This window comes from Uliginosibacterium sangjuense, from assembly GCF_059132465.1.
The window spans coordinates 165,796-189,061 of the sequence record NZ_CP101132.1; the positions used below are offsets into that span (position 1 = coordinate 165,796).

At 67.1% G+C, this 23,266-nt stretch carries 21 protein-coding genes; 9 read left to right on the plus strand and 12 right to left on the minus strand.

The features are described 5' to 3' along the window. Positions 1–45 precede the first annotated feature (45 nt). The 3 genes from NMB43_RS00775 to NMB43_RS00785 form a co-directional block, all read right to left on the minus strand. Complete coding sequence (locus tag NMB43_RS00775) at positions 46–765, minus strand: EF-hand domain-containing protein (protein ID WP_494350248.1); 720 nt, start codon at positions 763–765, stop codon at positions 46–48. A 278-nt stretch (positions 766–1,043) separates the two neighbouring features. Next, the gene (locus NMB43_RS00780; RefSeq protein ID WP_494350249.1) at positions 1,044–2,366 is read right to left on the minus strand and encodes a HAMP domain-containing sensor histidine kinase; all 1,323 of its coding nucleotides are present in this window, start codon (positions 2,364–2,366) and stop codon (positions 1,044–1,046) included. A 6-nt stretch (positions 2,367–2,372) separates the two neighbouring features. Continuing rightward, positions 2,373–3,068, minus strand: a complete 696-nt coding sequence (locus NMB43_RS00785; protein WP_494350250.1) for a response regulator — start codon at positions 3,066–3,068, stop codon at positions 2,373–2,375. A gap of 143 nt (positions 3,069–3,211) precedes the next feature. Here NMB43_RS00785 and NMB43_RS00790 point away from each other — a divergent pair, with 143 nt between their 5' ends. Next, positions 3,212–3,697 (plus strand): Spy/CpxP family protein refolding chaperone, encoded by a 486-nt coding sequence (locus tag NMB43_RS00790; RefSeq protein ID WP_494350251.1) that lies wholly within the window; start codon positions 3,212–3,214, stop codon positions 3,695–3,697. A gap of 67 nt (positions 3,698–3,764) precedes the next feature. On the opposite strand, the gene NMB43_RS00795 is transcribed toward NMB43_RS00790, so the two are convergent. Both NMB43_RS00795 and xth read right to left on the minus strand, forming a co-directional pair. Beyond that, positions 3,765–5,945, minus strand: coding sequence for a hypothetical protein (locus NMB43_RS00795; protein ID WP_494350252.1), 2,181 nt, complete (start codon positions 5,943–5,945; stop codon positions 3,765–3,767). A 233-nt stretch (positions 5,946–6,178) separates the two neighbouring features. Then, positions 6,179–6,937: an exodeoxyribonuclease III gene (gene xth / locus NMB43_RS00800; RefSeq protein ID WP_494350253.1), complete on the minus strand. Its 759-nt coding sequence runs from the start codon at positions 6,935–6,937 to the stop codon at positions 6,179–6,181. Between the two features lie 60 nt (positions 6,938–6,997). On the opposite strand from xth, the gene NMB43_RS00805 reads away from it, so the two are divergent. From NMB43_RS00805 to NMB43_RS00815, 3 genes are all read left to right on the plus strand, one after another. Next, positions 6,998–9,253, plus strand: coding sequence for a DUF8769 domain-containing protein (locus NMB43_RS00805; RefSeq protein ID WP_494350254.1), 2,256 nt, complete (start codon positions 6,998–7,000; stop codon positions 9,251–9,253). 211 nt (positions 9,254–9,464) lie between these two features. Continuing rightward, entirely contained in the window at positions 9,465–10,643 is a 1,179-nt protein-coding gene (locus tag NMB43_RS00810) for an aldose epimerase family protein (RefSeq protein ID WP_494350255.1), read from the plus strand. Between the two features lie 174 nt (positions 10,644–10,817). After that, positions 10,818–11,786 (plus strand): Gfo/Idh/MocA family protein, encoded by a 969-nt coding sequence (locus NMB43_RS00815; protein WP_494350256.1) that lies wholly within the window; start codon positions 10,818–10,820, stop codon positions 11,784–11,786. A gap of 70 nt (positions 11,787–11,856) precedes the next feature. On the opposite strand, the gene NMB43_RS00820 is transcribed toward NMB43_RS00815, so the two are convergent. The 4 genes from NMB43_RS00820 to NMB43_RS00835 all read right to left on the minus strand — a co-directional run bounded on the left by NMB43_RS00820 (position 11,857) and on the right by NMB43_RS00835 (position 16,185). Continuing rightward, positions 11,857–13,008, minus strand: coding sequence for a type IV pilus twitching motility protein PilT (locus tag NMB43_RS00820; RefSeq protein ID WP_494350257.1), 1,152 nt, complete (start codon positions 13,006–13,008; stop codon positions 11,857–11,859). 89 nt (positions 13,009–13,097) lie between these two features. Next, complete coding sequence (locus tag NMB43_RS00825; protein ID WP_494350258.1) at positions 13,098–13,613, minus strand: GNAT family N-acetyltransferase; 516 nt, start codon at positions 13,611–13,613, stop codon at positions 13,098–13,100. Positions 13,614–13,621: 8 nt separating this feature from the next. Next, the gene (locus NMB43_RS00830; protein ID WP_494350259.1) at positions 13,622–14,095 is read right to left on the minus strand and encodes a glutaredoxin family protein; all 474 of its coding nucleotides are present in this window, start codon (positions 14,093–14,095) and stop codon (positions 13,622–13,624) included. Positions 14,096–14,115: 20 nt separating this feature from the next. After that, complete coding sequence (locus NMB43_RS00835; RefSeq protein WP_494350260.1) at positions 14,116–16,185, minus strand: M3 family metallopeptidase; 2,070 nt, start codon at positions 16,183–16,185, stop codon at positions 14,116–14,118. Positions 16,186–16,295: 110 nt separating this feature from the next. On the opposite strand from NMB43_RS00835, the gene NMB43_RS00840 reads away from it, so the two are divergent. Next, entirely contained in the window at positions 16,296–17,153 is an 858-nt protein-coding gene (locus tag NMB43_RS00840; RefSeq protein ID WP_494350261.1) for an HDOD domain-containing protein, read from the plus strand. Positions 17,154–17,213: 60 nt separating this feature from the next. Here the strand turns inward: NMB43_RS00840 and NMB43_RS00845 are convergent, their stop codons facing one another. Then, a complete protein-coding gene (locus tag NMB43_RS00845) occupies positions 17,214–17,609 on the minus strand; it encodes a NifB/NifX family molybdenum-iron cluster-binding protein (protein ID WP_494350262.1) in 396 nt (131 codons plus the stop codon). A 293-nt stretch (positions 17,610–17,902) separates the two neighbouring features. Here NMB43_RS00845 and NMB43_RS00850 point away from each other — a divergent pair, with 293 nt between their 5' ends. The 3 genes from NMB43_RS00850 to NMB43_RS00860 are packed head-to-tail and all read left to right on the plus strand — an operon-like array spanning position 17,903 to position 21,499. Then, positions 17,903–20,113: a TonB-dependent receptor gene (locus NMB43_RS00850; protein ID WP_494350263.1), complete on the plus strand. Its 2,211-nt coding sequence runs from the start codon at positions 17,903–17,905 to the stop codon at positions 20,111–20,113. Between the two features lie 19 nt (positions 20,114–20,132). After that, positions 20,133–21,305 (plus strand): PepSY-associated TM helix domain-containing protein, encoded by a 1,173-nt coding sequence (locus NMB43_RS00855; protein WP_494350264.1) that lies wholly within the window; start codon positions 20,133–20,135, stop codon positions 21,303–21,305. Next, a complete protein-coding gene (locus tag NMB43_RS00860; protein WP_494350265.1) occupies positions 21,302–21,499 on the plus strand; it encodes a hypothetical protein in 198 nt (65 codons plus the stop codon). Before NMB43_RS00855 ends, NMB43_RS00860 begins: the two co-directional genes overlap by 4 nt. 82 nt (positions 21,500–21,581) lie before the next feature. Here NMB43_RS00860 and NMB43_RS00865 read toward each other — a convergent pair whose 3' ends face one another. After that, positions 21,582–22,478, minus strand: a complete 897-nt coding sequence (locus NMB43_RS00865) for a phosphoribosylaminoimidazolesuccinocarboxamide synthase (RefSeq protein WP_494350266.1) — start codon at positions 22,476–22,478, stop codon at positions 21,582–21,584. 65 nt (positions 22,479–22,543) lie between these two features. Next, positions 22,544–22,816 (minus strand): oxidative damage protection protein, encoded by a 273-nt coding sequence (locus NMB43_RS00870; protein ID WP_494350267.1) that lies wholly within the window; start codon positions 22,814–22,816, stop codon positions 22,544–22,546. A gap of 100 nt (positions 22,817–22,916) precedes the next feature. Between NMB43_RS00870 and NMB43_RS00875 the strand changes: the two genes are divergently transcribed. Next, entirely contained in the window at positions 22,917–23,264 is a 348-nt protein-coding gene (locus NMB43_RS00875; RefSeq protein ID WP_494350268.1) for a hypothetical protein, read from the plus strand. Positions 23,265–23,266 lie beyond the last annotated feature (2 nt).

Below are 23,266 nucleotides of genomic sequence, written 5' to 3' on the forward strand. Positions count from 1 at the left end.
TTTCGCTACGCGTCACTCCAGCTTCTGCGTGACTGGCCGGCCGGCTCAGGCCGTGGCGGCGAGGCTGGTGCCGCGCGTGACGGATTCGCTGTCCGCGCGGTAGCTGGCCACCAGTTGCATGACCCGCTGCAGTACCCGTGCGTCGACGTTCGCGGTCTGGGTATCGTTCTGCGCCGTGGCGTCGCTGCCGCCGCTTTCGCTGGCCGTCTTCTCCTTGTAGGCCATGGCCTCCTTGAACGTCACCTTGCCATCCTGGTCGGTGTCGGCTTCCTCGAAATGCTCGACCAGATTGGACAGCTCGCTCGCCTGGCTGTCGCCGGCCGCTTCCGCGTCGCTGGCCATCTCGCTCAGTTGATCGACGTTGAGACCTTCGTCCTTACCCGGTGGTGGCGGCATTCCGCCCATGCCCCCCATTCCACCCATCCCTCCCATGGCCTGCGCCATGCGATCGCTGTTGAACTGCGCCTCCATCTCCTCGGCCAGGCGGGTCAGCGTTTCGCTCATCTCCGACTGGGTGACCTTGCCGTCGCTGTCGGTATCCAGCGCGCTGAACAGCTCTTCGCTCGACAGCGGGCCGCTGTCCTCGGCTGACAAGCTGCTCAAGGCGGAGGCGAGATCGCTCTCTTCGATGTAACCCTTGCCCTCGGTATCCAGCTTGGAAAACATCTCGCTGGCCATCTGCGCGGGATCGGGACGGGGCGGCATGCGCCCCAAGCCGGACATGCTCGAACTCATGCCCGACACGCTGCCAATGCTCAGACTCATGATGCGTGCTCCTATGTCGAATGGGTTTGCCGGTCGCGGGCGCGACCACGCTCTCACAGGCAAGTCATCGGCCAGTCGCGTGTTAAGGCCCAGACGTCTGGTGTAAATCTGGGTGAAGAATGGTCAGCTTTGGCTGGCCTGATGACGCCGGTACCACGCGACATCCCATCCAGATATCCGAATTGCATGAGCTCGCGGCAAGGGCTGCCGCCGCTGCCGTGGCCGGAAGCTGCGCTGGCGGGCTTCTTCAGGGAAACGCGGCAAGCCTTGCCGGCGACTCAGGCGAGCGGCAGTTCGATTGCCACGCACAGCCCGCCGGTGGCGCGGTTGCGTGCCGCGATGCGACCGCCGTGTGCTTCCACCGCGCGTCGTGCGATGGCCAGGCCCAGCCCGAAGCCGGCACCGTCCTCCGCCGTGCCGCCGCGCTGGAAGGGCTCGAACACATGAGCCAAGGCGCCCTCGGGCAGACCCTGGCCCTCATCTTCGATGAGGATGCGTCCCCAGCCCTGATCGGCACTGACGGTCACATTGATCGTGCCGCCCTGGGGCGAGTGGCGCAGCGCATTGCGCAGGATGTTGTCGAAGGCGCGGTACAGCAGCTCGGCCTGGCCGTTCAGCCGCAGGCCTTCGCGCCCGTTCAGGCGCACGCTGCAGGCGCGTGCCTGTCCCTCGAAGCGGGCATCTTCCACCGCGTCGGCCAGCAGGTCGGACAGTTCGACCAAACCCACCTCGCCACTATTGGTGCCGGCCTCCAGGCGCGACAGGGTCAGCAGCTCGCCGACCAACTGGTCCAGGCGCGTGGTCTCGCGCTCGATGCGCACCAGGCTGGCTTCGTAGCGCGCCGGGTTCTGGCGCAGCAGGCCAACCGCAGCGGCCAGTCGCGCCAGCGGCGAGCGTAGCTCGTGCGACACATCGTGCAGCAGGCGGCGCTGCGCCTGCAGCAGTTGCTGCACGCGCTCGGCCATGGTGTCGAAGCGCCGGCCCAGGTCGCCGATCTCGTCCTGGCGGTGCCCCATCTGGGCGGCGACACGGGTCTCCAGGCGGCCCGCGCCGAGCGCCTCGAAACCCTGGCGCAGGTGGCGCAGCGGGCGCGTGAGATACCACGCCAGCAGCGCGCTGAAGGCCAGTGCGGTGAGCAGGCCGATGAGCAGGTGCACCACGGGAAAGGGGGGCACGGCGGCAGGGCCACCGGGTGGCGGCGGGCGGACGGCCAGCGGCGGGGTGAAGATGCGCAGCGGCGTGCCGTCGGCCAGGATCACGCTGCGCGCCGCGTGCAGCCAGTCGGCCAGGTAGGGGCGGCCGAGCAGTTCCTGGCCTTGCGCGTCGATGGCCAGCAGCACCGGGGCGGGGTTGCTGGGCCAGCCTGCCGTCGGCGCGGACGCGGGGGTCTCGCTGGCGAGTGCGCGCCGCAGTTGCGCGCGGTCGAGCTGGCGGACCCAGCGCGCCTCGCGCTCGAGCATGCCGATCTGGCGTGCCTCCTGGCTACCCGCCGGGGAGGGCGGGCGCGGGTACAGCAACGAGATCACCAGTCCCACCGCCAGGCCGGCCAGCACCTGCGCGCTGAGGAAGGCCAGGAACAGCTTCCAGAACAGGCGACCCACGCAGCCTTACTCCAGCACCAGTTGGTAGCCGACGCCGCGCACCGTTTGAATCCACGAACGGCCGTCGGCCTGCACGCCGATCTTCTGGCGAATGCTACTGACATGCACGTCCACACTGCGGTCGAAACGCAACAGGGGGCGGCCCAGCGCCTGCAGGCTCAGCTCGGCCTTGCTCACCACCTGCCCGGCGTGGCGGGCCAGCACCTCCAGCAGGTTGAACTCGGTACTGGTGAGTGGCAGGCGCACACCGCCGCACTCGGCCACGCGACGCTGCGGCCAGATCTGGATCGGTCCCACGCTGAGCGCGGTCACGCCACTCGGCTCCACCGCCTCCGGCGCCACCCGGCGCAGGATCGCCCGCAGCCGGGCGACCAGTTCGCGCGGCGTGCAGGGCTTGGCCACGTAGTCGTCGGCGCCCAGCTCCAGCCCGATGACCCGGTCCACATCGTCGCCACGTGCGGTGAGCATCAGCACCGGAACCTGGCTGTGCGCGCGTAGGCGGCGCAGCACGTCGATGCCGGACAGCCGCGGCATCATCACGTCGAGCACGACAATGGAATACGCACCGGAGATCGCCTGCGCAATGCCGGCCTCGCCATCATGCACCGCGAGGAAATCGAATCCCTCGTTGCGCAGGTACTCGCCCAGCAGGCCGGCCAGTTCCACGTCGTCGTCGATCAGCAATACTTTCTGCACACTCATCCTGCGCTCCTTCCAGCGGGATGATACGGGGGCCGGGCCCGCTTTCACGACGAATTACATCCGCTTAACCTGGCTTTACAAGGCGCGTGTGCCCTTTACCGGGACGGGCTCAAGAATGGCCTTTTCGTCACCCGGAGCGCGCCATGAAACCCTTGTCCATCCTGTGCCTGGCGGGGCTTGCCGCCATCCTCGCCCTGCCCCCTGCCCAGGCCGATTTTCCGCCTGCTGCGGGTGGCGCGGCCGGCGGCATGCCACCGCCGCCCCGCAATCTGCCGGGCCCCCCTCCCGGCGGCCACGAGTCCCTGTTCGCCGGGCTGCAGCTCAGCGATGCCCAGGAGGATCGCCTGTTCGAACTGCACTACGCGCAGATGCCCGCCCAGCGCAAGCTGGAGGTGGCACGCCGCCAGGCCGAGGAGGCGCTGGCCGAGCTGGCGCGCGAGGGCAAGTTCGACGAGGCGCGCGGCAAGCAGTTGGCCGAACGCATCGCCACCAGCACGGCCGAGCTGAGCCTGCTGCGCGCCCGTCTGCAACACGCCCGCCTGCAGGTACTCACGCCGGAGCAGCGCGCCCGCCTGACGCAGAGGCCGCCGCGCCCGGACGGGGCGGAACGCCCGCCGCGCGAGCGTTGACGGAACAGGGGTGAAAGAAAAAGCCCCGCGCAAGGCGGGGCTTCCTGAGGCTTACCGGGTCGGCCGATCAACTGGCGGGTCGGCCCTGGTGGCTCCAGTTCTGGATCATCCTGGTGCGCTCGTCACGCTGTTCGATCTGCAGGCCACGCGAGCCCTGGGTTGCCGACAGGGCCGGTACGGTGCCGGAGCTGCAGCTATTGCCCAGACCGTCCTTCTCCGCGGCCTGCGTGATCTTCATCGAACTCGCGCCGACCGGACGCACGCTGTCGCCCATGTTGAAGCGAAGCGGGGTGGGCATGACGCCGTCGTTGCCGCTCAGGGAGAGTTGGACGATCAGGGGGGCGGCCACCGGATTGGTCCAGCCGATCGTGGCATCGGCGATCACGCCGCCCTTCACGGTGCCGGGCTTGAGGTAGTCCAGGCTGGCGTTGTCGAGGGTGGCCCAGGGGAAGCCCTTGGCATAGGCCACGCCCACCGGCTTGTCGGTCAGGCGAGTGGTGAAGGTCTCGGTGGTGGTCGAACCGTCGCTCTCGATCGAGAACACCTCCCAGTTGTACTTCGCAAATTCCGGGATGGTGGTGATGTCGAAGTCGCTGTCGCTGTAGCTGGTGGGATTGGCCAGGCCGTTGAGCAGGTTGGGCCCCATCAACGTTCCCCAGCCGCGCACCTCGCGCAGCAGGTTGCTCCCCTTGTACTCGCCGGCGTTCAGCGGCTCGACATGCAGGCGCCAGGTGCCGCCGGTGGAGGTGGTGGCGAAGAAGGGCGCGGTCTTGCCCGTCGTGCTGGGCAGGCTGCCATCGGCACTGTAGGCGTACAGGTTGCCGCCGGTGCCACAGGTGCTGGTGCGAGCCAGCACCAGGCCGTTGGCCGGCAGGCCCGGACCCTTCACGCGCGCGGCATAGACCTTGGCGGCCGAGGCGCTCTCGGTGGAAATGGCGACGTTGATCGCGGTTTCCCAGCGCGACAGGCGGCCGACGCTCTTGCGCGTGATGGTGTTGCCTTCGGTGCTGTAGCGCTCGTGGGTGCTGACGTCGAGGATGCGATAGACGCGGGTGGTGACGTTCAGGTCGTACTTGCGCTGGTTGCCGGTGAGCTTGTAGGCCGCGCTGCTGTCCGCCTTGATGACCTCGTTGTACGAGGTGCCACCCTGCTCGACGTTGAAGGGCAGGCGCAGCACGACGCTGGTGCTGCCGTCGGCGTTGGCGAAGCTGGCGAGGATCTCGGCCTGGGCCATGGTCGCGCCCTTGGGCAGGTCGCGCAGGCGCGGGCCCCAGCGTTCGATGAGGTTGAGGCCGCCACTCAGGTAGCCGCTGTCGAAGGCCGACAGCTTGGCCGTCGTGCACTCGCCCTTGAGGGCGGTCACATTGTTGTTGCTATCCAGCGTCACGCGGTCGGCCGGCGTCTGGGCCAGGCAATTGTTGATCTGGCTGCGCAGGTCGCTGAGCAGCGTGTTGAAGCTGGGCGTCACGCTGGCCTTGGGCAGCGGGGTGACGGTGGCGTTCGGGTTACTGAGGGTGATGGTGGCCGAGGCCGCGTTGGCGCTGTCCGCCACCGGGGCCAGGGCATTGGTCAGCGTCACGCCGACGTCGCTGACCGCGACCTTGACGGTCTCCAGCAGGGTGTCGCCGGGCTGGCCGAGGCTGGCGACGAAGGGGGTGGTGACCGGGTTGAAGTTGGCCGGCAGGCCGAGGTCGGCCGCCACCGTGGCGATGATGTTCTTGATCGCCGTCTCGGCCTGCTGCAGCGTCGTCGTGTTCAAGGCCTTGAGCTTGGCGGCGTCGCTGAACTCTGTGGGCGAGGCGCCGTTGCTGGAGGCCAGCGCCACGATGGCGGTGGTCAGCGGGGTGACGTTCACGTTGGCGACCACGCCGTTCGCCGGTGCGCTGGCCAGCAGGGCCGCGTAGTTCTTGACCGTGTCGCCCGACAGGCCGGAGGCGGTGATCAGGAAGGGGGCGCTGAGCCCCGTCACATCAATCGAATAGCTGCCGTCCGCCTTGGCGATCACACTCTTCTTGCTGCCGTTGGCATCCATCAGGGTGATGGTGGCGCCTGCCATCGGGGCGCCAAAGGCCGCCGTGCCGCTCACCGTGGGCGCGCTGACGACGGGCGTGCCGCCGCTGGAAGAACTGGACAAGCCGGCGTTGCCGGCTGGGGCGCTGCTGCCTCCTCCGCCACCACCACCGCAGCCCTGCAGCAGGGCGAACGAAACTGCCAGCGCGATGGCGCCGAGTGTGAACTGCCTGTTCATCTGAGATATCTCCCGCGTGCGACGCGGATTGCCCGCGTCACTTGTTTGTCATGGGCCTGTGTTACCCCGGCGGCCCTCTGTGCGCGCGTGCGATCGACGCGCTGCGGGAATGTAAAGGAAAGTTAAATGCGCGTGGCTTGTGATCGGGCAAACAACAGGAAAAACGCATCTGGAATGCCCAATTTGTCATATCCGGGGGCGTTTTGCGGCGAACCGGGATGGCCGGGGCCCGCTCAACCCAGGCTCAGCACCACCGGCGCATGGTCGGAGGGGCGTTCCAGCTTGCGCGGCGCCTTGTCGACCACGCAGCCCGCCACCTGCGGTACCAGGGGGGCGCTGACCAGCAGGTGGTCGATGCGCAGGCCCACGTTGCGGCGGAAGGCCATCATGCGGTAATCCCACCACGAGTAGCTTTTCTCCGGCTGCTCGAACAGGCGGAACGCGTCCGTCAGGCCCAGCGCGAGCAGCGCGCGGAAGGCCTCGCGCTCGGGTTCCGAGACGTGGATCTCGTCCTGCCACTCCGGCGTGGCGTCGCGGTCTTCGGGGGCGATGTTGTAGTCGCCGGCCAGCACCAGGTTCGGATGGCGCTGCAGTTCCTCGCGCAGCCAGTCGGTCAGGGCGGCCAGCCAGCTCAGCTTGTAGGCGAACTTGTCCGAGCCTACGGCCTGGCCGTTGGGGAAGTAGCCGCACACCACGCGCACGCCGTCCACCGTCGCCGCGATCACGCGCTTCTGCTCGTCGGCGAAGCCGGGGATGTCGCGCTGCACCTCGGTGGCCTCGCTGCGGGTGAGGATCGCCACGCCGTTGTAGGTCTTCTGGCCGTTGAACACCGCGCGGTAGCCGGCGGCCTCGATCTCGGCTAGCGGGAAGGACTTGTCCTCGCACTTGAGCTCCTGCAGGCACAGCACATCCGGTTGGTTGCTGGCCAGCCAGTCGAGCAGATGGGGCAGGCGGACCTTGATCGAGTTGACGTTCCAGGTGGCGATTTTCATGGGGGCGATGGGATGATGGTTAGCTTGTTTGTACCACCCAGTTTACCCACCGGATGCTCCATGCGCCGCATATGCCGACTGTTTGCCTTCGCTTGCCTGGTGGGCGCCCTGCCCCTGCCGGCTTCATCCACCGACTGGCAGCCGGACCTGCCCGCCCTGCGCGAGCGGGCCGAGGCGCGCTGGCAACGCCTGCACCAGGGCGGGCAGCCCAGGCTGCATGCCGACACGCGCGAGTTCATGGCCTACGCGCTGGATGCGGTGGCGGCCGGCGGCGAGGATGCGGCGCGCATCCAGCGTGCGCTGGAGATCGTGCGCGAGCGGCAGGATCGCGATCCGGCCAGCAAGACCTACGGCAACATCCGCTGGTATCTCGACGATACGCGGGTGGTTGACCGCAATGGGGTCGAGTTCGTGGTGCGTCATGCGGCGCTGTTGTGGCTGCTCTACCGCGAGCGTCTGACGCCGGCCCAGCGTGCGCCGCTGGAGGAGATGCTGCGCCTCGCGCGGACCGGCATCACCCGCCACGCGGTGCCGGTCAGCTACACCAACATCTTTCTCATGAAGGCGTGGAACCTGATCGCGCTGGGCGAGGGGCTGGAGGATGCGCCGCTGGCCACCGAAGGCCGGCGCATGCTGCGCGAATGGCTGGACTACACCGCGCGCCACGGCATCACGGAATACCTCAGCCCGACCTACTACGCGGTCGACCTGGAGTGCCTCGCGCTGATCCGCAACCTGACACGTGACGAGGAAACGCGCGAAATCGCCCAGCGCGGGCTGGACGCCGTGTGGAGCGATCTCGCCCTGCACTGGTATGCCCCGGCCGGTCGCCTGGGCGGGGTGCATAGCCGCGACTACAACCGCCTCTACAACACCGGCGACATCAACCTGCTGGCGGCGCGCGCCGGCTGGCCCTCGGCGCGCGAGGCGCGGGTGGAGCCCGGCCCGTATGCGCACTACGCCTGGCAGGTGCCGTCGGCCCGGGTCGAGGCCCTGCGCCACGCGCCCCTGCCGCGCATGATCGGCACACGCTGGGGCGAGGCGGCGCATGCACGCCACTGGCATTACCTCGCGGCCGACTTCAGCCTCGCCAGCAGCGAGGCCAACTACCACAACATGGACACGGCGCCGCTGGCGGTGAACCTGGGCGAGGGGGCGGAGGCGCCGGTGATCACCTACACCCTGGATGGCCGCAGCGATTACTACGGCCTGACGCGCTACATGGAGAGCGGCTCCGGCCACCTCAAGTCGCTGCATCTGCGGCCCTTCCTGGCCAGCGTGCAGCGCGGCCCGGAGGTCTTGTTCCTGGCCCAGGGCGGACTGGAGAACGCGATCCACCACACGCTGGAATCCACCCTGATCCTGCCGGCCGACGCACGCTACTGGCTGGATGGCCGGCCCCTGCCCGTGTTTACGCAGCGCAGCGCCTGGCAGGTGGAGCCACTCGCCAATGAGCGTACGACCCGGGTGCGCATCGAGGCGGCCACGCCGCGTGATCGCGTGTTGCTGGAAGATGCCGATACGCAGGCCGGCGTGGGCTTGTCGCGCGATTTTGCGGTCACCGCCGGGGCGCGCTATCGCTTGCGTACCCGCCTTGCCGGCGGCGAACTCTCGCTGTACCTCAACTTCTACGATGCGCAAGGGCGCCTCGTCGGCGGCGAGCGCATCCAACGTGCCGGCGGCAGCGCGCAGGCGCGCGACTACAGTTTTGAGCAGACCGCACCGGATGGCGCGGTGCGCTGCCGCGCCTGGGTGTATTCGCCGATTGCCGCGCAAACGCGGGTGGAGCTCCTCGACCTCGCCTTCGAGCGCATCGGCGCGACGGGTACGGAGGTGTTGGGTGACTACGACTTCGTGGCCCACCAGGCGCAGCAGATCGAGATTCCCGCCGGGGCCACCTTGGTCGTGCAGCGTGGCACGGCCGCGCTGGCCCTGCGTGTGCTGGCGGCGCGTGACGGCGCGGGCAAGGCCGTTTCCACCTATCTGTACAACGATGGTCTGCAACACGGCGCGCTGCGCCTGAGTGCCCTGCATGGCCGGCGTGAGGGCGAACACCTGCCCGGCAAGGGCGTGTTTGCCCTGTGGGCACGCGCGGCCGGTGGCCTGCAGGACGAGGCGGCGGGCGAGGCCTTCCGGCAGCAGGCGCAGGCGGTGACGAGCGGGCAGGACCGCGAGGACGAGACGCTTGAGCTCCACGCCGGCCCCCTGCGTCTGCGCGTGGACCTGACGCGCGAAGCACGTCTGCTGCGCGCCGGCGGCGACAGCCTGCCTGAGGGGCAGGCCCGCATGAGCAATGGCCAGGCGTTGCCGTTCTGAACGGATGACCGACCGCCCGAGGGGCAAAAACTGATCCCGGTCAGACGACAGGCGAATCCCAGCTCCATGTAGGGGATTACCCGTCTAGTTGTATGACATATCAGGCCTAGAATGCCGCGCAGTTTGACAAGGCCGGCAGTGCTGCGAAGCGGCATCCGCCGTGTTGGCCGGCGTCCATTGCAGTGGCCGTTCTCATCCCGGGAGGTCTCACATGCGTACCGCAACACTCAGTCTTGCCCTCATGCTGGCCGGCGTCGTCACGCCCGTCGCATCCCTCGCCGCCGTCAAGCTGGCGCCCGAGGTGGTCGAACTCAAGCGCGAACATTTCCAGAAGGAGGTCGACGGCAAGCCGGTCGATCTCTACACCATCCGCAACAAGCGCGGCATGGTCGTGCGCATCACCAACTACGGTGCCAAGGTCGAGCAGATCCTGGTGCCGGACCGGCATGGCGTGCTGGGCGACGTGGCCCAGGGCTACGAGTCGATTGACAAGGTCATGGCCGGCCAGGCTTCGATGGGCGCCTTCGTCGGCCGCTATGCCAACCGCATCGGCAACGGCAGCTTCACGCTCGACGGCACGGACTACAAGCTGGCCATCAACGACCTGTCCACGCCGCCCGCCGCGCCGCGCCAGAACACCTTGCACGGCGGCAAGAAGGGCTCGCGCTTCATTCCCTTCGACGCCAAGCAACTGTCCGAAAACAGCGTGCAGATGAGCATCCTGTTCAAGGATGGTGAAGAAGGTTTTCCCGGCGACCTGCCGGTGCGCGTGGTCTACACCGTGACCGACAACAACGAGCTGGTGATCAGCTACGACGCGGTGGCGGCCAACAAGAAGACGGTGGCCAACTTCACCGGTCACACCTTCTTCAACCTGTCGGGCAAGCTGGGCAGCTCGATCGAGGACCATGTGCTGAGCGTCAATGCCGACCAGGTGCTGGAAGTGACCGAGGCCCTGGTGCCCAGCGGCAAGATGCGCGCGGTGGCCGGCACGCCGATGGATTTCCGCAAGCCCAAGGCGCTGGGCCAGGACATCAAGGCCGATTACGATCTGCTCAAGGCCGGCAATGGCTACGACAACCACTACGTGCTGAACACCAAGCCGGGCGAACTAGCCTTCAATGCGCGCATCAGCGATCCCAAGTCGGGCCGGGTGATGGAGGTGTGGTCGACCGAGCCGGGCCTCCAGGTCTATTCCGGCAACTTCCTCGCCGGCCAGGTGCCTCGCGACGCCGGCAAGGGCGCGATCTTCCACTTCCGCAGCGGCTTCTGCCTGGAGCCCTCGCGCTTTCCCGATTCACCCAATCACGCAGATTTTCCGAGCACGACGCTCAATCCCGGGGAATGGTTTACGGGGAAGATTGTCTATAAGTTCTCGACGCGCAAATGAGGCGCGGCTGAACCGTTCTCGACCGATTGTCTCCGACACCTCGTCTGCCTGATCCAGCGAGGTATCTTGGGGCACCTGCAAAGGTGCCCCACTTTTTTTCGCCTTGTGCGATGCGGCAGGCGCGGTCGGCTTGGGGCAGAATACGTATCGAATTTGTCAGACAAGGAGTGAGGCATGAACAGCATCCGCTGGGGCATGATCGGCTGTGGCGACGTCACCGAGGTCAAGAGCGGGCCAGGTTTCCAGAAGGCCGAGGGTTCGCAACTGGTGATGGTGATGCGCCGCGACGGCCAGTTGGCGGCCGACTACGCCCGGCGTCATGGCGTACCACGCTGGACGACCGATGCCGACGCGCTGATCGCCGACCCCGAGGTCGACGCCGTCTACATCGCCACCCCGCCCTCCACCCACAAGGACTACGCGCTGCGCTGCGCGGCCGCCGGCAAGCCGGCCTACGTCGAAAAGCCGATGGCGCTGAGCCATGCGGAATGCCTGGAGATGGTGGAAGTCTTCAAGCGCGCTGGCGTGCCGCTGTTCATCGCCTACTACCGGCGTGCGCTGCCGCGCTTCCTCAAGGTCAAGGAACTGATCGAGGCCGGTGCCATCGGCGAGCCGCGCTTCGTCACCATCACCCTGCACCGCCCGCCGCAGGCTGCCGATAGCGACCCGGCGCAGAACTGGCGTGTCGATCCTGCCGTGTCGGGTGGAGGTTACTTCGTCGACCTCGCTGCGCATCAGCTCGACTTCCTCGACCACCTGTTCGGGCCCGTCGTCGAGGCCTCCGGTTTCGCCGCCAATCAGGCTGGGCTGTATGCGGCGGAGGATGCGGTCAGCGGCAGCTTCCGCTTCGCCAATGGCGTACTGGGCGGTGGCATCTGGTGCTTCTCCAGCTTCGATGCGCGCGACATGATCCGCATCGTGGGCAGCCGTGGGCGCATCGAGTTCGCCAGCTTCAACGAAAACCCGGTCACCCTCGCCACGGCGGAGGGCGTGCAGAGCTGGGACCTGGCCAACCCGCCGCATGTGCAACAGCCGCTGATCCAGAACGTGGTGGATACGCTGCTGGGGCGCGCGACGGCGATCAGCACCGGCGAATCGGCCGCGCGTGCGTCGTGGGTGATGGACCGCCTGCTGGGGCGCTGAGGGGTCGAAGGGCAGGCTGCCTCCTGACGCGCCGCCCCTGCGCAGGCGGGGACCCGGTGTCTTCGCCCTGTCAGCCGCCGAACATCTCGGTGAAGCGCAGCGGATCGGTCGTGGCACGGCGTGCATCGACCACGTCCACGCGCTTGGTCCGCAACAGGATCTGCAGGTCGTCGTTCATGGTGTGTGAGCGCGTGTCGGGCTGGCGCGTCAGCTTGTCCAGCAGCGGGCGGATGCCGGCCAGGTTGCGCGAGGCGATCAGCCCTTCCGCTTCCGCGTTCATCGTCAGGCACTCCGTCGCGAGGTAATAGGAGTCACCATTGGCCGCCGGCAACAAGGCCTGGCAGATCGCGCCGCGCAGCGAGCTGGCGAGCGTCTGCGCCTGGGCTTCGGTGTTGCCCAGCAGGCGCAGCATCTTCTGCAGGCCCAGCTCGGTGGAGCGCGCGTGCAGGGTGGCGAACACCAGCGGGCCCGCCTCGGCCAGGGCCAGCGCTTCCTGCGCGGTCTGCGCGTCGCGAATCTCGCCGATCACGATCACATCCGGCCGCTCGCGCAGCGCATCCAGCGCGCCCAGGTAGTAGCTCTCCACGTCACCGTCGGCGCCCACCTCGCGCTGCGTGATGATGCAGCGGCGTTGCGGGATGATGGTTTCCACCGGGTCCTCGATGGTGATGATGTGGCCCGAGCGGGTCTTGTTGATCTCGTCGAGCAGCGAGGCGATGGTGGTCGACTTGCCCTGGCAGGTGTCGCCGACGAACAGCACCAGGCCGCTGGTGAGCTTGGCGAAATCCTGGATGCATTCGCGCACGCCCAGCTCTTCGAGCGGGATCGGCGCGGTGGGGAAGCGACGGATCACGCAGCCCAGGCGCTTCTTGCCCTGGAAGGTGAAGCAGTTGACGCGGATGCGCGCGCTGTACAGATCCTTGGCGCGGTCGAAGGCGCGGTCCTGGATGCGTTCGCGCCAGGCCGGCTCGATGACCTCGAAGAACTCCTCCAGCTCCTGTGCGGTGATCGGCGTGTCCGACACCGCCACCAGGCGCTTGGGCTGGCGCAGCAGCAGGGGGCTGTTCTGGTGGATGATGATGTCGCTGAACACCGTGCTGGAATTGAGCAGACAGAGGATCTGCTCGATCAGCGTCCCCATGAAGGGGTAGCCCTCGATCTCGATGGAGGGCAGGGTGTCGATCACGGTCGGGTTCAGCGGGTCCATGGTGTGCCTCGGCATGCGGAAGCTGCAGATTCTAGACTGAAGCGTGCCGCCTGGCCGGGCGCAGACGCGGCGGGCCGATCAGCGTCAAGCGGACCTTGGGGTACTCAGTCGCAGCGGGCGAACACCGGGTGGTAGCGCACCTCGGCCTGCGGGCAGGGGGCGTCGTCGAAGCACAGGCTGAGGAAGTACTCCGGCGGGACCTCGGCCAACCACAGCCCGGGCTGCGCCTGGAAGCCGAATCGGCCATAGTAGGCCGGGTCGCCGAGCACCACGCAGCCGCGCGCGCCGGCGCTGCGCAAGGCGACCAGGCCGGACTCGACCAGCGCGCGGCCGATGCCGCGGCCCTGCAGTTCGGGCAGCACGGCCAGCGGGGCGAGGCCGAACCAGCCCTCCTGCGGCGCCTCCCTGCCCTGCAGGCTCACCGCCGAGAACGCGGCATGGCCAGCCAGCCGGTCCTGGTATTCGGCTACCAGCGACAGGCTCAGCGCGCCCTCGGCGCGCAGCGCGTCGACCAGATCCTGCTCGCGGCCGTTGCTGTGTGCCATGCCGGCGAAGGCCTCGCTCACCAGTTGGTGAATGTGCGGCCGGTCGGCGGCCTCCTCGTGGCGGATGGTGGGCATCGCCGTTCCTAGCGCGGCGCCTTGGGGTAACCGGCCACGTCCAGGGCCGAGTTCCAGGTCTGCACGGCGAAGCCCTCGGTGGGCTGGCGGCCGACCACCAGCGTGGGCACCTGCGGCTTGTCCTTGCCCAGCAGTTGCTTGAGCGAATCCAGTTGCTCCGCCTTGGTCACGGATTGTTCCGAGAAGGGGATCTGGCGCTGGCTCAGCAGCTTGCGCGCATCCTCACAGGCGGCCTTGCAGTCCGGCGTGGTGTACAGCGTGACCGGCGCCATGTCGGCCGCGCGCTGCATCTCGAAGGACATCTTCTGGCTGTCGACGCGGTTGTCGGTGAGGCGGCGCACCTCGGTCTTGTTGTCGGGCGGCGGCTGGTCGGAGTAGCCGATGACCTTGCCGTTCTTGTCGCGGATCACGTAGACCTCGGCGGCCACGTTGAGCGACACCAGGGCCAGCAGGCCGGCCAGCAGCAGGGACATACGCTTCATTGTTCGACTCCTCGATGATGTCAGGTGGTCGCGGATTCCTCGACCATCCCGCTGTGGCGCAGCAGTGCATCCACCTGCGGCGCCCGCCCGCGGAAGGCGGTGAAGGACTCCAGTGCCGGGCGCGAACCGCCCACCGCCAACACCTCGGCCAGGAAGCGCTCGCCGGTGGCACGGTCCACCACGCTTCCGCTGGCCTGGCCGGCTTCCTCGAAGGCGGCGAAGGCGTCGGCCGACAGCACCTCGGCCCACTTGTAGCTGTAGTAGCCGGCCGCGTAACCGCCGGCAAAGATGTGGCTGAAGCTGTGCGGGAAGCGGTGCCAGGCGGGCGGCAGGATCACCGCCACCTCGCGCCGCACTTCGGCGGCGAGGTCCAGCACGCGCTTGTAGCCAGCGGGTTCAAAGTCATGGTGCAGGCGCATGTCGAACAGCGCAAATTCAAGCTGCCGGACGGTCTGCAGGCCGCTCTGGAAGTTCTTGGCCGCGATCATCTTGTCGTACAGCGCGCGCGGCAGCGCTTCGCCCGAGTCGACGTGCGCCGTCATGCTGCACAGCACGTCCCATTCCCAGCAGAAGTTCTCCATGAACTGGCTGGGCAGTTCCACCGCGTCCCATTCCACGCCGGCGATGCCGGACACCGGCAACTCCTCGACGCGCGTCAGCAGGTGGTGCAGGCCGTGGCCGCATTCGTGGAACAGGGTCAGCACGTCGTCGTGGCTGAAGGTCGCAGGCTTGCCATTGACTGGCCCGGGGAAGTTGCACACCAGGTAGGCCACCGGGGTCTGGATGCCGGCGGCGACACGGCGCCGTGTGACGGCACTGTCCATCCAGGCACCGCCGCGCTTGGTGTCGCGCGAATAGAGGTCAAGGTAGAACTGGCCGACCAGCTCACCGCTGCGCTCGATGCGGAAGAAGCGCACATCCGGATGCCACACCGGGGCTTCATCGGCGCGAATGCTCACGCCATACAGGCGCTCGATCACGCCGAACAGGCCCTTGAGCACCACCGGCTCGGGGAAATACTGCTTCACTTCCTGCTCGGAGAAGGCGTAGCGCGACTGGCGCAGCTTCTCCGAGGCCCAGGGGATGTCCCAGGGCGCCAGCTCGGGCAGGCCCAGCTCGGCAGCGGCGAAGGCGCGCAGCTCGGCCAGGTCGCGTTCCGCGAAAGGCTTGGCACGACGCCCCAGGTCACGCAGGAAGTCGAGCACCTGCTCGGGCGACTCGGCCATCTTGGGGACCAGCGAAACCTCGGCGAAGTTGGCATAGCCCAGCAGCTTCGAGGCTTCCGCGCGTAGCGCCAGGATGCGCTCGATGTTGGCCGAGTTGTCCCATTCGGGGTGGCCCAGCTCGGCCGAGAACTCCGAGGCGCGCGTGGCATAGGCGCGGTACATGCGCTCGCGCAGCCCACGATCGTCGGCGTACTGCATGACGGGCAGGTAGCTCGGGATCTGCAGGCCGAACACCCAGCCCGTCTTGCCCGCACGTTCGGCCGCGGCCTGCGCGGCGGCGCGCGCGTCGTCCGGGATGCCGGCGAGCAAGGCTTCGTCCGTGATGTGCTCGGTCCACCCGTTGGTGGCATCCAGCAGGTTCTCCGAGAATTTGGCGGAGAGTGCCGCCAGCTCTTCCTGGATTGCCTTGAAGCGCGGCTTGTCGGCCTCCGGCAGCTCGGCGCCGGAGAGGCGGAAATCGCGTACCTCGTGGGCGACGATGCGCTGGCGCACCGGGCCGAGGTCGGCGTAGGCCGCGCTCTCGTGCAGGGCCTTGTACTTGGAGAACAAGGCGAGGTTTTGACCCAGCTCGGCGTAGTAGCCCGAGACCTGCGGCAGCATGGCGTTGTAGGCTTCGCGCCAGGCCGGGGTGTCCATCACGCTGTGCAGGTGCCCCACCACCCCCCAGGCGCGGCCGAGGCGTTCGCCACCGTCCATCAGGGGAGCGACGAAATCGTCCCAGGTGGCGGCTACAGTGTCCGCAGAAAGGCGGGCGACGAGGGCCCGGTTGTCGTCCAGGAGCTGGCGGATGGCGGGTTCCACGTGAGCAGGCTCCACGCTGTCGAAGCGCGGCAGGCCGGCGGTCTGGAGCAGGGGGTTGGTCATTTTCGTGGTGTCCAGGGCGGTGTGATGACAAGGGGGATCAAGTCAGACCCCGATTCTGCCGAAAAAGATTCCTGTCGTCGCAGATATTGCAGTTTCCCGAAAGGCTCAACATGTCCGAGAACCAGGGTCGTCGCGCCGCATTCGCGGACGCGATCAAGAAAGAGCTGTCCACCGGTGAGTTCGTGTTCCCGACCAGCATGCAGGCGGCAGTCAAGATCCGTCGCGCGCTGGAGGAACCGAACTCCAGCCTCGCCTCGGTCGCGCGGGTCATCGGCCTGGAGCCGCTGCTCTCGGTCAAGCTGCTGCGCATGGCCAACTCGGTGTTCTTCAACCCCTCGGGCAACGAGGTCACCGACGTGCATCGCGCACTCATGCGCGTGGGCATCAACAATGCCCGCACCCTGGCCTTCGCGGTGATCGGTGACCAGCTTGCCACCGCCGAGGAGTTCGCGCCGGTATGGCGCCTGGCCGAGCAATTGTGGCGGCATACGCTGGACGTGGCCTCCATGTCCTTCGCCATCGCCAACCAGATCCATCATGTCGCACCCGACACCGCGCTGCTGGCCGGCATGGTCTATGACATCGGCCAGTTCTACCTGCTGTCGCGCGTGCGCCACTTCCCCGAGTTGCTGGAGGAACAGGATGAGCTGTCCGAGTTCATCCTGGTGTGGCACCAGGAGGTCGGCCAGTCCGTACTGCGCGCCCTGGGCACGCCGGACGTGATCGTGGAAGCCCTGGACGATGTCGAGGTGCTGGAGGATGGCTGGCCGCCCAAGAAGCTCGCCGATGTGCTGTACCTCGCGAACATGGCGGCCGGTACGCCGAACCCCTTCAGCACGGTGCCGCTGGACATGCAGATCACGCTGCGCCAGACCGCCTTGCACGGCGTGGACCCGGAGGTCGTCAACCAGTTGCTGGACGAGGCGCGGGTGCAGCGCGCCGCCGCGATGGCGATGCTGTCGGCCTGAGCGAAGCGGTTCCCATGGCAAGGGCCGGCATGCCGGCCCTTTTTTCATGTGCGCCTGGCGCTATTGCAGGCCCAGCAGATCTTGCAGGCGATACCAGGTGGTGGTGAAGTCGTGGCGCGGGGCGGGCTGTGTCTCACCGCGCAGGATGCGCGAGGCGGCTCGCTCGGGCACCGTCTCGCCGGTCAGCAGCACCTCGGCGCCGCGCAGGCGCATGCGCGTGATGAAGGCATCGCCGGCGCCCGCACACAGGATCACCCCCACCCCATCCAGCGGATGCGGGCCTTCCCAGCGGAAAGCCTGCGGCAACTGGTCTGCCCCCAGCTCGACGCGATACGGTACAGGCAGGCCTTGCCCTGCCGCGGCCGGCACATCGAGTTCGTACAACAACCAATGGCGGGCCTGTTCGGCCGGGCCGCCAAGTACGGTGTAGTTGCGGGTGGCGATTGCGATCTTCATGAGCGGGTGGGCGGCGGCGAATGGCTCGTGACTCCGGGACGACGCCCTTGAAGCGTATAGCCGCTTTTTTGTGTTGCCGTGCACCAACCGCCCTGTGGCGTTTCGCGCCGCCAACCGGTCAATTGCTTCGTCGGGCGGCGGGAGGGTGGCGGGACGCTTGAGGCGGCTGCAGTTGTCAGGCAAGTCAGATTCCGGCAAAATAACGAGAATTGTTCGTATTTGTGTTTATGGCAAACACGTCCTCATGTACTTGACGGGCCCGTGGCCCGTTTTTTTTTGGAGTTTCGATCCTCATGCTGCACCCCGCGTTCGCGCTGTCTCCTGTTTCTCTGGCTTTGCTGGCCCTGTGTACGCCCGCCTGGGCGCAGACAACCGCCGCTGCGGACACGACGCTGCCGACGGCCGTGGCGACGGCCAGCGCCGACGCCTCGGCCGAGGGGCTGGCGCCGGCCTATGCCGGCGGCCAGGTGGCGCGGGGTGGTCGGGTGGGGATTCTTGGCACGCAGGACGTGATGGACACTCCCTTCTCCACCACCAGCTATACCAACGAGCTGATCCAGGATCGCCAGGCCAAGAGCGTGGGCGAGGTGTTGCAGAACGATCCTGGCGTGCGTGTGGCGCGTGGCTTCGGTAACTTCCAGGAGTCCTACTTCATGCGCGGCTTCATCCTGAGCTCGGATGACGTCGCCTACAACGGCCTGTACAGCCTGCTGCCGCGCCAGTACATCGCGACCGAACTGTTCGAGCGTGTGGAAGTGTTGCGCGGTGCATCTGCCTTCCTGAATGGCTCCACGCCAGGAGGCGGTGGCCTCGGCGGCGCGATCAACCTGCTGCCCAAGCGCGCACCAAACGAGCCACTGAATCGCGTCACTGTGGGCTTTGGCCCGGGCACGCAAGGCAGCATGGCGGCGGACTTTGCCCGTCGCTTCGGCGCGGACGACAGCTTCGGCCTGCGCCTGAACGCGGGCTATCGCGATGGTGAGACGGCGGTCGAGGATGAGCAGGCTCAGACCAGTGTGACCTCGGTGGGCTTCGACTGGCGCAGCCGCGATGCACGTGTGTCGGCCGATCTGGGGTTCCAGGAGAACAAGCTCAAGCAGACGCGCACCAACGTGACACTGTCCGGCGTCAGCGCCGTGCCGGAGGTGCCGGATGCCGAGCAGAACTTCGCCCAGCCCTGGTCCTACTCCAATGAGCGCGACCTGTTTGGCACCCTGCGCGGTGAGTACGATCTCACCCAGCACCTGACCGCCTGGGCGGCGTATGGCTTCCGTCGCAGCGACGAAGCCAACTCCTTGGCCAACCTGACGGTGACCAATGCGACGACCGGTGCGGGCACCACCTACCGTTTCGACAACACACGCGAGGACCGCGTCGATACCGGCGAGCTGGGCCTGCGCGGGCACTTTGCCACCGGCTCGGTTGGCCACGAGTGGGTGCTGGCCGGCAGCTACTTCGAACTGGAGAGACGCAACGCCTATGTGATGGACTTGCGCAATACCCTGGCCACCAACCTGTACAACCCGGTGTCCTACGGCTTGCCTGCCTTCAGCAGCACTGCGCTGCGCGGCAACGATCTGGCCTCGCCGGCCCTCAACGGGATGACCCGTCTGTCCAGCGTCGCGCTGGGTGACACCGTGTCGCTGCTCGATGACAGCCTGCTGCTGACGCTGGGTGCACGCCACCAGAACATCCGCTCGCGTAGCTACGCCTACAACACGCATGTCGCCAGCAATGAGTATGACGACAGCCGGATCAGCCCCGTCGCGGGCGCCGTCTACAAGTTCGGCAAGCAGGTGTCGCTGTATGCCAACTACATCGAAGGCTTGGTGCAGGGGGAGCAAGCGCCGACGACCTCGGGTGGTCTGGCGGTCACCAACGCGGGTGAAATGCTGGCCCCCTATGTCGCAAAGCAGAAGGAAGTTGGTGCCAAGTACGATGGCGGTCGCCTGGGCGCGGGCCTCGCGCTGTTCTCCACGACCAAGCCGCGTTCCTTGCTGACCCCGGTCGGCGCGGGGCAGGCGACGTTCAGTTCCGAGGGCGAGGATCGTCACCAGGGGCTGGAGTTGACGGTGTATGGCGAGGCCATGCGTGGCCTGCGCCTGCTGGGTGGCCTGACCCTGCTGGATGCCGAGCAAAGCGAAACGGGCGTGGCCAGCACCGAGGGCAAGCGCGTCATCGGCGTGCCGCGCCAACAGGCCACGCTGGGCACCGAATGGGATGTGCCGGGCCTGCGTGGTCTCGCCCTGGATGGCCGTGTGGTCTACACCGGCTCCAGTTACGCGGATGCCGCCAACACCTTGAAGGTCGATGGCTGGACGCGCCTGGATATCGGTGCCCGCTACCTGCTCGACGTGAGCGGCAAGCTGGTCACGCTGCGCGCCCGCATCGACAACGTGACGAACGAGTCGTACTGGGCCTCGGTGGGCGGCTACCCTGGAAACGGCTACCTCGTGGTCGGTGCGCCGCGCAGCTATGGCCTGTCCGCCACGCTGGACTTCTGAGCTGAGCGGGACCGCATCCATGTTCAGTACCCCCCAGGCCTTGCGCACCTGGACCTGGCTGCACAAATGGAGCAGCCTGGTCTGTACGGTGTTCATGTTGCTCTTGTGCATCACCGGCTTGCCGCTGATCTTTCACCACGAGATCGGGCATGCCCTGGGCACGCTGGTCGAGCCACCCGAGATGGCCGCCGACACGCCGCACATCAGCCTGGACCGCGTGCTGGAGATCGCTCAATCACGCCATCCGGGCAAGGTCGGCATGTTCGCCTCGCAGGACGAGGATGACGACCGCACCTGGTTCGTCACTCTGTCGCAGACGCCTACCACCGTCACTGGCCTCAAGCAGGTGGCGGTGGACGCGCGCACCGGTGAAGTGCTCAGCGAACCCCCGCTGGATCGTGGCTTCATGTACATCATGGCCAAGCTGCACATCGACCTGTTCGCCGGCCTGCCGGGCTCGCTGTTCCTGGGCTTCATGGGCATGCTGCTGCTTGTCGCGCTGGTGTCGGGCGTGGTGCTCTATGCGCCATTCATGCGCAGGCTGCGTTTCGGCGAAGTGCGCCGCGCGCGCAGCACGCGCATTAAGTGGCTGGACCTGCACAACCTGCTGGGCATCGTGACGCTCGCCTGGTTTTTCGTCGTCGGCGCCACGGGCGTCATCAACACCTGGGCCGACCTCTTCGTCGACTACTGGAAGAGCGATCAGCTCGCGCAGATGGTGGCACCCTACAAGGGCAAAGCCATTCCCGAGAGGCTGGGTTCGCTGGAGGCCGCCGTGCAGACCGCATTGCGCGCCGAGCCAGACATGGCGATCAAGTTCATCGCCTTCCCCGGGACCTCCTTCTCCAGCCCGCACCACTATGCCGTTTTCATGCGCGGTAAGGGTGCGCTGACTTCGCGCATCCTGAAGCCGGTGCTGGTCGATGCCGTCACGGCGGAGCTCACCGACAGCCGCGCGATGCCCTGGTACTACTACATCCTGAAGGTCTCGCAGCCGCTCCACTTTGGCGACTACGGTGGTCGCCCGATGCAGATCCTCTGGGCGCTGCTGGACATTCTCAGCATCATCGTTCTGGGCAGTGGGCTCTACCTGTGGCTGGCCAAGCACAGGCGCGGTAGTGTCGAAGACGAAATCGTGGCCCCGCAGACGGAAGCGCTGCCGGCGACGGACCTGGCGAAGGAATCGGCATGAAGCGCCCCCACTACCTGAACCGACAGATCTGGCTGTGGCCCGTCGTGCTGGCGGTGTTGAGCTTGCTGGGACTCGTGCTGGCGCTGTTCGACGACGAAGGCCCGCTGGACGTGTTCGCCTGGTTCGCGCTGGGCATTCCCGTCGTGGTGTGCGTCTGGTTTGGCTGGCTCAAGCAAGGCAAGCCGCACACCTGAAGTTGCCGCGGTTTCTCCCGCTCGTGCAACGCAAAAAAAGGCCGGCAACATGCCGGCCTTTTCTGTTTGGCGCCAGCGTCGCTCAGTCGTCGATGCTGCGGCCAGTCAGGCGCTCGTAGGCTTCGATGTACTTGGCGCTGGTCTTGGCGATGACCTCGGCCGGCAGCCTTGGGCCCGGCGCGGTCTTGTTCCAGTCCAGGGTCTCCAGGTAGTCGCGCACGTACTGCTTGTCGTAGGACGGCGGAGAAATGCCTTCGGCATAGCTGTCGGCAGGCCAGAAGCGCGAGGAGTCCGGCGTCAGCGCTTCGTCGATGATGTGCAGTGTCCCAGCGGCGTCGAGGCCGAACTCGAACTTGGTGTCGGCGATGATGATGCCGCGCGCAGCAGCGTAGTCGCGCGCTTCCGAATACAGGCGGATCGCCACGTCGCTGACTTCCTTCGCGCGTGCTTCGCCCAGCAGGGCCGCGCATTGCGCGAAGTCGATGTTCTCGTCGTGCGTGCCCTGCTCGGCCTTGGTGGAGGGCGTGAACAGTGGTTGCGCCAGCTTGGCGGCCTGCTTCAGGCCGGCCGGCAGCGTGTGGCCGCAAACCTTGCCGGTGGCGAGGTAGTCCTTCCAGCCGCCGCCGATGATGTAGCCCCGCACCACGGCCTCGACCGGCAGCGGCTTCAAGCGCTTGACCACCAGCGCGCGGCCCGCCACCTGGTCGCGCTCGGCTGCGCTGACCACGTCTTCCGGCGCGATGCCGGTGAGCTGGTTGGGCAGGATGTGGGAGAGCTTGTCGAACCAGAACAGCGCGGTCTTGGTCAGCACCTCGCCCTTGCGCGGGATGGGATCGGGCAGGATCACGTCGAAGGCGGACAGGCGATCGCTGGTCACGATCAGCAGCTTGTCCGCGTCCACCGCGTAGATGTCGCGCACCTTGCCACGGCCGAGCAGGGGCAGGCTGGTGATGGACGATTCGAACTGGGGCTGGCTCATGGGAACTCCGGAAAAACACGAGGCCGTCGCATGCGACGGCCTGCTTCAAAAAGAACGGGTGGGACTCAGGCGCTGGGCGGCACGTAGCCGGTGGCGGCATCGGCACCGCCACCGAAGAAATGGCGGTCCATCTGCTCGGACAGATACTTGCGCGCCTTGGGGTCCATCAGGTTGAGGCGGTTCTCATTGATCAGCATGGTCTGGTGACGGATCCACTGCTGCCACGCCTCCTTGGAGACGTTCTCCCAGATCTTCTTGCCCAGTTCGCCGGGAACGGGCGGGAAATCCAGGCCCTCGGCCTCGATTCCCAGCTTGATGCACTTGACCATGCGCGCCATGATGGACTTCCTGTAATTCGTTGAAGCCGCCATTGTAGTGGAAAGGTGGCGGCAGGCCGAGACGCCCCCTGGAACAGACTTCCCAAGGAAAGGACCTTGCATGCCTACGCTGCGCCCGAATTCCTCCTGGCTGGCCGCGCTGGCCTGTGCCGCTCTGCTGGTCGCCTGCACGGTGTACCAGCCCTACCCGGCTGGCCCCAGCAAGTACGACCGGGCCTGGAATGCCGCTCTGGGCGGCGTGCAGGATGCCGGCATCACGCTGCGCCAGGCCGACCCCGCGACCGGTCTGATCCGTGGCGACAGGAATGGCATCGAGGTCACCGTCAGCGTGCTGCGCCAGGCCGACGGCAGCGTGCAGGTGCGCTACGACTCGCGCGGGGCGACGAACAACGACCCGCAGCTTGGCGAGCGCTTCTCGCAGGCCTACGAGCGGCGCATGGGACGCTGAGC